This is a genomic window from Pseudomonas meliae (genome assembly GCF_001400515.1).
Taxonomy (GTDB): Bacteria; Pseudomonadota; Gammaproteobacteria; order Pseudomonadales; family Pseudomonadaceae; genus Aquipseudomonas; species Aquipseudomonas amygdali.
In genome coordinates this window covers 1-8535 of sequence record NZ_LJQT01000235.1, presented here as the reverse complement: position 1 = coordinate 8535, position 8535 = coordinate 1, and the positions used below count along the sequence as shown (strand labels likewise).

The 8535-nt window shown below is 57.9% G+C and carries 7 protein-coding genes and 1 pseudogene; 5 read left to right on the top strand and 3 right to left on the bottom strand.

Annotated elements, in window-relative coordinates; translation table 11 throughout:
* Positions 1–27: 27 nt before the first annotated feature.
* Both ALO64_RS10740 and ALO64_RS24205 read right to left on the bottom strand, forming a co-directional pair.
* Positions 28–2502: a penicillin acylase family protein gene (locus tag ALO64_RS10740; protein ID WP_044343446.1), complete on the bottom strand. Its 2475-nt coding sequence runs from the start codon at positions 2500–2502 to the stop codon at positions 28–30.
* 195 nt (positions 2503–2697) lie between these two features.
* Entirely contained in the window at positions 2698–2904 is a 207-nt protein-coding gene (locus tag ALO64_RS24205) for an SEC-C metal-binding domain-containing protein (RefSeq protein WP_002554826.1), read from the bottom strand.
* Positions 2905–3063: 159 nt separating this feature from the next.
* Here ALO64_RS24205 and ALO64_RS10735 point away from each other — a divergent pair, with 159 nt between their 5' ends.
* The 3 genes from ALO64_RS10735 to ALO64_RS10725 all read left to right on the top strand — a co-directional run bounded on the left by ALO64_RS10735 (position 3064) and on the right by ALO64_RS10725 (position 4690).
* The gene (locus tag ALO64_RS10735; RefSeq protein ID WP_005779316.1) at positions 3064–3720 is read left to right on the top strand and encodes a LexA family protein; all 657 of its coding nucleotides are present in this window, start codon (positions 3064–3066) and stop codon (positions 3718–3720) included.
* A 128-nt stretch (positions 3721–3848) separates the two neighbouring features.
* Positions 3849–4097, top strand: coding sequence for a DUF1654 domain-containing protein (locus ALO64_RS10730; RefSeq protein WP_002554824.1), 249 nt, complete (start codon positions 3849–3851; stop codon positions 4095–4097).
* Between the two features lie 263 nt (positions 4098–4360).
* Positions 4361–4690 carry a hypothetical protein gene (locus ALO64_RS10725; RefSeq protein WP_044343445.1) on the top strand — a complete coding sequence of 110 codons (330 nt, stop codon included), beginning with the start codon at positions 4361–4363 and terminating at the stop codon, positions 4688–4690.
* Positions 4691–4699: 9 nt separating this feature from the next.
* On the opposite strand, the gene ALO64_RS10720 is transcribed toward ALO64_RS10725, so the two are convergent.
* On the bottom strand, positions 4700–5191 hold the full coding sequence (locus tag ALO64_RS10720; protein WP_044343444.1) for an LEA type 2 family protein: 492 nt from the start codon (positions 5189–5191) through the stop codon (positions 4700–4702).
* A gap of 114 nt (positions 5192–5305) precedes the next feature.
* Between ALO64_RS10720 and ALO64_RS10715 the strand changes: the two genes are divergently transcribed.
* Complete coding sequence (locus tag ALO64_RS10715) at positions 5306–5869, top strand: hypothetical protein (RefSeq protein WP_044343443.1); 564 nt, start codon at positions 5306–5308, stop codon at positions 5867–5869.
* Between the two features lie 111 nt (positions 5870–5980).
* A pseudogene (locus ALO64_RS10710) lies at positions 5981–8424 on the top strand (TonB-dependent siderophore receptor).
* The last annotated feature ends 111 nt before the right edge of the window (positions 8425–8535 follow it).

Genomic DNA, 8535 nt, shown 5'->3' with positions numbered 1-8535 from the left:
GGACGCTCCGCGTCCGGTTTTCGGCGCTTACTTGCCCGGCGTCAGTGTCAGGCGTTGCTTGCCGTAGCCTTTTTCATAGTTCTGCTGTTGCAGCGGGATCGACATGTATTGCCCCTTCTGCCACGGCTCGATGCTATTGGCGTAATACGGGCTGGCCGGATTGCCGGACTGGCCGGTGCTGATCAGGCCGGTCATAGGCTCGACAAGGCTGAAGTCGACGATCATGCGTAGGCCGGGGGCCACGTGTGTATCGAAACCTTTACCCCACTCGAAACCGGACACGTTCAGCGTGCTGTGGTCACCACCTGCCGGTGAGGCACCGCGATTGAACTCGCCGCCACCCAACTGTTTGGCGAGCGGGCTGGTCGAGGTCCAGTTGTCGCGGTGCAGTTTGCCCCATTGCCAGGCCTTGTGATCGCTGCCCAACAGGCTGTCGCCACTGTTGACTGCAGCCACCAGACTGCGCGCCAGGATGGCTGGCTTGTCTTCTTTCTGCGGGGTTTTGATGTCATCCCAGTACGGGCTGTCATCACGGCCCAGCAAATGGTCGGCTTGCGGCGAATACGACGAGCTGGCGTTGGCCACCAGCGCCTGCCAGGCAGGACTGGTTTCCGGGCCTAGCTCATCAAGGAAAATCTGTTTGGCGCTTTCCTGCAGAAACAGCTCGTACAGCGCAGCGTCAGCCGACGTTGCGCTGAGCTTGCCATCGAATGCCATCAGGCGCGTGAACGCTTCGCGGGCCTTGTTGCGATCCGCTTCCGGCAGGGCGTCGATAGCCTGCTTGAGCGGCTTGCTCATGCCCGGTGCCTGGAACATGGTCTTGAGTTTGGCCGCGAATGTCGTGGTCTGGTCGTACTGCATGGCGACGGTGCTGCGCAGGTCCTGCTTGCCGCTGTTGGCCAGTTCGGCAATGCGCTCGGCGCGCTCCGGGTAGCCCCACGAGTTGGAGAGCTGCATGCCGTAGCCTTTTGGAATCGTGCGCTGGTTGGCCGCCGCGAGCCAGCCCTGACGCGGGTCCTGGTCGTAAGGATGGAGCATTGAGTCGGCGAAACCGTCCCAGTCATATTTGCCATCCCAGCCCGGCGAAGGCAGCAGGCCCTGGCCTTCACGGCGGTTCGGGAAGCGGCCGGTGACCTGCCAGCCAATATTCGAGGCATCGGCGAAGATCATGTTCAGGGTAATCGCACGAATCTCGCGGCTGGTATCGAACGCCTTCTCGACGTTGGGTGCACGGGACAGATCAAAGAACGCGTCCAGGCTCTTGTCGTCCTTGAAGTTGGGCACTTGCAGCGCCAGGCTCAAGCCATTGCCGGGCGGCGTTGCGCTTGCATTGAGCAATGCGCCATGACGCGTCTCGTAAACTGTTTCACGAATTGGGCTGCCGCCTTTGACCAGAAAGGTTTCCTGGTGAGAGGCTGCCGGCACCCACTTGCCATCCGCCATGTAAGAGATGCGGTTGCCTTCGCGCTTGATCTTCTCCAGAAACAGGTCCTGGTTGTCGCCCTTGACGTTGCTCATGCTCCACGCCAGCTTGCCGTTGAAACCGCTCAGGACCAGCGGCAAGCCTGCGATGGAAACACCGGACACCTGATATTTCGGTGCCCGGATCTGCACGAAGCTCCAGGCGGAGTTGAGCCCGGCAGGCAGTTGCATGTCGCTGGCCAGCAGGCTCTTGCCGCTTCGGCTGCGTTGCGGCGCGATGGCCCAGTTGCTGGAGGCTGCAACACCAAGCATGTTCAGGTCCGAGAGCTGCAAGGCGATCTTGTTCAGGTCGCTCAGGTCGTTGACCTGATTATTCAGGTTCAGGCCCTTGAGCTTGTCGGCTTCGGCAAATGGCAGTTCTTCGTCAGGGTAGGTCGGCAGCAGCCAGGCAAGTTTGTCTGCCCCGACTTTCTGCGCCAGCACCAGTGCCGAAAGCTCTTCCTGCAGGTTCACCGACAGGCTGAAATTGAGCAGGCTGAAGATCAGCGCCGAGTCTTCCGGTTTCCAGTACTCCTGCTTGTAGCCCGAACTGGCGACATCGGCCGGCAGCTTGTCGCGGTAGCGGAACAGGTAAGCGTTAACGCCGCGCGCATAAACGTCGAAGAAGCGCTTCAAGCGAGGCGAGGCGGCGTTATACAGGTCGCTGGCGTTTTGCTTGAGGTTGACCGAGCGCATCAAACGGTCGACTTCCAGCGCGTCCGCCCCGGCCATTTCCGACAAACGGCCCTGCGCAAGCAGGCGCATTCCGAGCATCTGACCGATGCGATCACCGGCATGGATGTATCCGAGGGTGAACAGCGCATCGTGGTACGTACTGCTTTCTATCAGCGGCATGCCCATGTTGTTGCGGCGCACGGAAACGTTTTGCGCCAGCCCTTTGAGCGGGAACGTCCCGGAAGCAGGCAGTACGGTCTCGGGATCACCGCCGCCCAACTGGCAGCCGGCAAGGCTCAGGAAACTCGCCGCAGCGGCGGCAGCGCCGAATCGGGGTAGAAAATGACGAAGGGCTGGCGAGGCCATGGGCAAGCTCCTTGAGGGGTAACGTACAAAAGTCGCTACGTTAGAGAGCAGGCCGTCAGCGCGCAAGCGGGGAGGGCGAGTTTATTTCAGGATTTTGCAGAAGCTGGCCACACGCCTCTTGTTCCGCCGCGTTTGAAGATGCGCGCAAATGAAAACGGCCTGCTTATGCAGGCCGTCAGAAGAACGCTCAACGCTTTACGCGCCGTGGCACTTCTTGAATTTCTTGTCGCTGCCGCACGGGCAAGGATCGTTGCGACCCACATCTTTCAGGGTGTTGCGCACCGGTTCCTGGTGGGCGTGCCCGCAGTTCGGACCGTGCACATGGCCATGCTGGTGGTCGTGATGATCGTGATCATGGTCGTGGTTGCAATCGGGGCCATGAACATGGGCTTGCTGGTTCATCGGTTTTACTCCGCAAATAAATCTGGCGCGCATTATCCAGCAAATCGGGACGAAGCAGTATCGGCATATTTCGATTCACATATGATTGCAAATTTAAGTATGCTTATTTTTTCGAGCGTTTTTCAGCGTCTTTGTATTCTCATGCGCAGAGCCAACCTTATGACCCGACAAGAGCGTATTGCCAGGGCAATTGCCGCCAGCGGCATGAAGAAAGGGGAAATTGCCGCACAGTGCGGCGTTGCCAATTCTGCCGTCACTCAATGGATCAGCGGCGAAAGCAAAAGCCTGCGGCCAGAAAACCTCTATGCACTGGCGCGGGCCACGGGCTTTCGTGCCGAATGGCTGGCGATTGGCGAAGGGCCTGAAAAGGAAGCCCCCTTTGACGCCAACGTTGCCCTGATCGATCAGCCGAACATGTCCTTTCGTTATCCGGTAATCAGCTGGGTGTCGGCAGGTTCCTGGGAGGAAGCCGTCGAGCCTTACCCCGACGGTTTTTCCGATCGCTATGAAATCTCCGATTACGACTCCAAGGGCCCGGCGTTCTGGCTGGAGGTCAAGGGCGACTCGATGACTGCACCCACTGGCGTCAGCGTGCCAGAGGGGATGATGATTCTGGTTGATACAGAAGCCGACGTGCAGCCCGGCAAGCTCGTTATCGCCAAGCTGCCCGCCAGCAACGAGGCGACCTTCAAGAAGCTGGTCGAGGACGGCGGCACACGCTACCTGAAGCCCTTGAATCCTGCGTACAAAATGATCGAGTGCGGTGCCGACTGTCGCATCATTGGCGTAGCGGTGAGAATGACCGCCAGGCTATGAGCCTTGTTGTACAAGGCTTGCGGACGTTATCCGTCGCGACGTGAAGCGGAGCGCGTCCTACGAAGTGCTTGCGCAGGTCTTGCAGCTGGAATACTGTATTTATATACAGTTATCTCCGGGAGGCAGTCATGACTGGCACTCGTAATGGGCCGACAGGCGCGTCGTCTTATGAACAGATCGGCAAGCGTATTCAACGGCTGGTATCTGCGCCGAATGTTCAAAAGACCCAGTGGGTCATCGTAGCCCGACGCGACGATGAACCTGAGGACAGCTGGAACGTGGTGCTCCGGGAAATCGAAGAAACCGAAGGTATCGAGGTCGATCCTCAGCCAGACGGTTCGGTAAGGATCGGCTGGCAGCGCTATATCGATAACTGAGCGTTTATAAGGTGCTGCCCCACGTTTGATGGCAAGCGTTTCACTTTATTTTTAAGCATGCTTAATTTTTTGGTTCCAGCTTCACATACCGCCGCCGCATCGACCCGCAATACGCGCAAGGAAGCGATCAAGGGCAGGGCGGGCCCGAACGTCAACCAGGATGACCCTCATCAACCCGTTCCCTGCCATTCGAATGGCAGGCTCTCAGCGTCTGAATTTCTGTGTTCGTGAACGGCTGTATCTCTTGAGCGGAGTCAGGTCCGATGGATATCTTGAATGGTTTGGCAGACAGGGGCGAATGGCTGGTCGCCGGTCTGGTGGGTGCAATCATCTCAGGCTGGTGGCATAAGGCAGGCTTGCTCGACTGGCGTGCCTGGCTGGTTTTCTTGATCACTGGCGTGGCCTGTGCGGTGTTTCTCACCGGCATTACCAGTGATTATCTGGGCGTGGCCGACCCTCGCAACACCACAGGCGTGGGCTTTCTGCTGGGCTCGTTTGGTGGAGCGCTGATCAGCGCAATCAATCGGGCATTGTGGGCGGCGGATATCTGGAAGTTTCTGCTGGAGCTGATCAAGGGCAAGCTGGGCGGTTAGGCCGCCTGCTTATTTGCGTTGAATCAGCTCCTCTGGTGCAACATCGCCGGTTTTGCCGATCCGTACGTTGTGCCTGAACAGCATGCCGGTCTTGAGCTTGCCTTCAAGCCGGTAATGGATCAGCTCATCAGGTTTTTTCAGCAGTTGAGCGATGTATTTCGCGTACCGCCAAAGGTTGGTACGAACAGGCACCACAAAGGTTTTCCGGCTATGCGCATCGACGAAAAACCAATCACTGAATTGGTCGTCTGCGAGCACAACGTCATTGAGCGAGATCTTGTAGTTCAGGCCGCGCACGAACAGGTCCGAGTCGTTGGGATTATCGACCTCGAAATACAGCTTGAAATCCTGTTGTGTCAGCCCTGCCTTGACCACCTGGACTTTGAGCAAATGCACTTCCGGATCCTGGACGCTGTCAAAGCTCAGTAACGAGCATCCGCTGAGACCGAACATGATCAGCGCGAGGCTTATGATTCTTGTAATGTGCGCCTGAAAAAACATGGATGTGCTCCGTTTGACGCCTGAGTCTACCAACTCGACGGTCAAGGGTAACGCGCTTGTTGCGCTGTCTGACGCTACGCCATACTTTTTATTGACGTGCTTACCGGTGTCTCCATGAGTGTCTACGAAATTGTCTTCAGTGCCGAACTGGTCGCCGGAGCCCAGCCCGAGAAGCTCAGGGCCAACCTTGGCAAGCTATTCAATGCCGATGCCGAGCGTCTGGAGCTTCTGTTCTCCGGGTGCCGACTGGTCCTGAAAAACAACCTCGACGCGGCAACCGCTGAAAAATACCGCGCAACGCTGGAGCGTGCAGGCGCACGGGTTCATGTGCTGGAAATGAATACCCCGCTGCCCATGGAAGAGGTCGAACTGGCACCGCCGCCCGACGCTCCTACCTGGTTGCGTAAATCCCAGGCCACCCCGCAGTCGGGTACGGGCCGTCTGCAGATCAAACCGCGTGACGCGTATATGGCTGCTTTCGATAGTGTCGATGCGCCGGATTATTCGGTGGCCGAAGCGGGGGTCGACCTGTTGCCTGCCAAACCTCAGCCCGCTGCGCCGCTGCTGGATCTTTCCCGATTTAGCCTGGCACCGGTGGGCAGCGACATGGGCCATGTCGAAAGGCCCGAGTCACAAGCTGCTCCCGATACTTCTCACCTGAAGGTCATTCCGGAGTAATGCCGCAGGCCAACTGAATCCTGAAACGGAATTATTTTCAATCAGCTCTGTTACTTTCGAACTTTCGCTCGGCTAACAGGCATTGAGAAATATTCCATCAGGAGTTGCCCGATGTCCCGTTCGTTAGACACCCTTCTGCGTCCCAGTCTGTTGGCCGTGGCGATTGCACTGTGCACGCCTCTGGTCAGCCCGCTGCTGATGGCCGCGCAGCAGGCCAGCGTGGTTGCCTATGACCTGCCTGCAGGCCCTCTGGCGACCACGCTGAACCAGATTTCCAGCCAGGGTGGTCTGGCATTGAGCCTCGATCCTGCGCTGGTTGCTGGCAAAACAAGCGCGGCGGTAAAGGGGAATTTCGACGCTGCGACAGCCTTGCGTGAGGCGTTGCGTGGCAGCGGCCTGCAACTGGTGCAGAGCAGCGCCGGGACCTACACGCTGATGGTCATGGAACAAAACGCCTTGAACCTGTCGGATGTGAACATCAATGCCAACAGCGCGCCCGCCGAAGGTTCGGAAGCAGCCGGTTATCGCAGTGAGAACATCAGCAGCGTCGGTGCACTGGGCGGCATGAAACTGCAGGACGCGCCTTATTCCATCAGCGTGACGCCTCAGGCTCTACTGAAAAACATTCAGGCCACCTCGCTGGACGATGTCATCAAGCACAACCCATTCACCCAGATGTACTCGCCGACCAGCGCCGGTTATGCCAGCGCCGTCAACATTCGTGGTTTCAGCAGCGCGGGCAGCCTGAACATCGCCAATGACGGCTTGCGCTTTACCAATGGTGCTGATGGCAGCAACTACATTGAAGAGATGGAACAGCTGGAAGTCATCACCGGCCTGACCGGTTTCCTGTATGGCCCGGCCTCGCCAGGCGGGCTGGTCAACTACGTCATCAAGCGCCCCACTTACGAACGCTATAACAGCGTCACGCATGGGCAATGCCGGTGGCGAAAACTACTACTTGCATGGCGATTTCGGCGGGCCGATCGACAGCGAAGGCAAGTTTGCCTATCGCCTGAACGTGTTGACTCAGGATGGCGAAACCGCTGTCGACATGAACAAGCGTCGTCGCGAAATGATTTCCCTGGCGCTGGACTGGAACGTCTCCGACGACCTGCTGGTGCAGTTCGACGCTTCACACAAAAAGACCGAAATTCGCGGCCTGACCAGCTATTGGTACTTTGGTGATCAGTCGTTACGCCCAAGCGCAGCCTCGCTGGACAACGACAAACTCTACAGCCAGAAGTGGTCGTTTTCCGATTATGAATCCGACAAGGCGGGCGTACGCGCCAAATGGCGCTTGAACGATACATTCACCTTGCGCGCGGCCTTTGCAGCCCAGCAGTACACTTCGGAAAACACCTACACCGGGCCGACGGTTTACAGCGCGGGTCTGTATTCGCAGCCGTTATACGCCTTCGCACCGATCGAAACCGAAGAAAAGACCGGCTCGCTGTTTCTGGATGCAGCATTCGATACCGGCTTTCTCGGCCACAAAGTCACGATGGGGTACCAGGGCAATACATCTCGCCAGAAGCAGTACGAAGACCACATCCCATACACGCCTGGTCAGCCTGGTCCGCAATACACCTCGCCAGTCGGCACGATACCGCTCGACCAGACACCTCAGGTCGGCAAACCGTCGTACTCGATTGGCCACGGCAACCAGCGTCTAGCCAATAGCTCGGAGAGCAACAACTTTCTGATCGGCGACATCATTACCTTCAACGAGCAATGGTCGGCGATTCTTGGCGTGACCAACACGCAGATCAAGACTTACGCCAACGAATTCGTTTACGCCAAGACTTTCGGCTCCGCAGAGACCGAGACCAAATACAACGAAAGCAAGACCTCGCCGAATATCTCGCTGGTCTACAAGCCACTGCCGTGGCTGACCACTTACGCCACCTATCACCTATATAGAAGGTCTGCAATCCGGAGGTGTCGCCCCGAGCGGCGCAGCCAATGCCGGCCAGGCATTCGCACCGGAAGTCAGCGAGCAATACGAGATCGGTGCCAAGGCGACGTTGGGTGAAACCCTGTTTACCCTGGCGCTGTTCAACATCGAGAAGCCCAACGGCTACACCACGGCCTCGAATATTTACGTGGTGGACGGACGTCAGGAAAACAATGGCCTGGAGTTCAGCGTGACCGGCAAAGTCGTTCCGGAGCTGACACTGGTCGGCGGCTTTACCTTGCTGGACCCGAAGATCAAGAAAACCGGCATCGCCGCGGATGAAGGCAACGCACCGACCAACGTCGCCAAGCAACTGGCCAAGGTCTATGCCGAGTACGACATCAACCCTGTGCCTGGGCTGGCAGTAACCGGTGGAGCGTTTTATACCGGCAAGCAATACACCGACCAAAGCAACGAAAACGACCTGCCGTCCTTTACCACCTTCGACGCCGGTGCCCGCTACCGAATGCGCGTCTCGGAAAACGACCTGACCCTGCGTGTCAACGTCAGCAACCTGACCAACAAGGAATACTGGCTCAACAGCAGCTACCTGGGCGACCCGCGCACTGTAGCGTTCTCGGCGCAGCTGGAGTTCTGAGTCAACCCGATCCACCTGATACGGCAGACCGCTGTGTGATGTAGAGCGTGGGCTGGCCACTGCCACAGAAGTGCTTTTCGATCACGATGGTACTGACGACGCAGAGTGCGA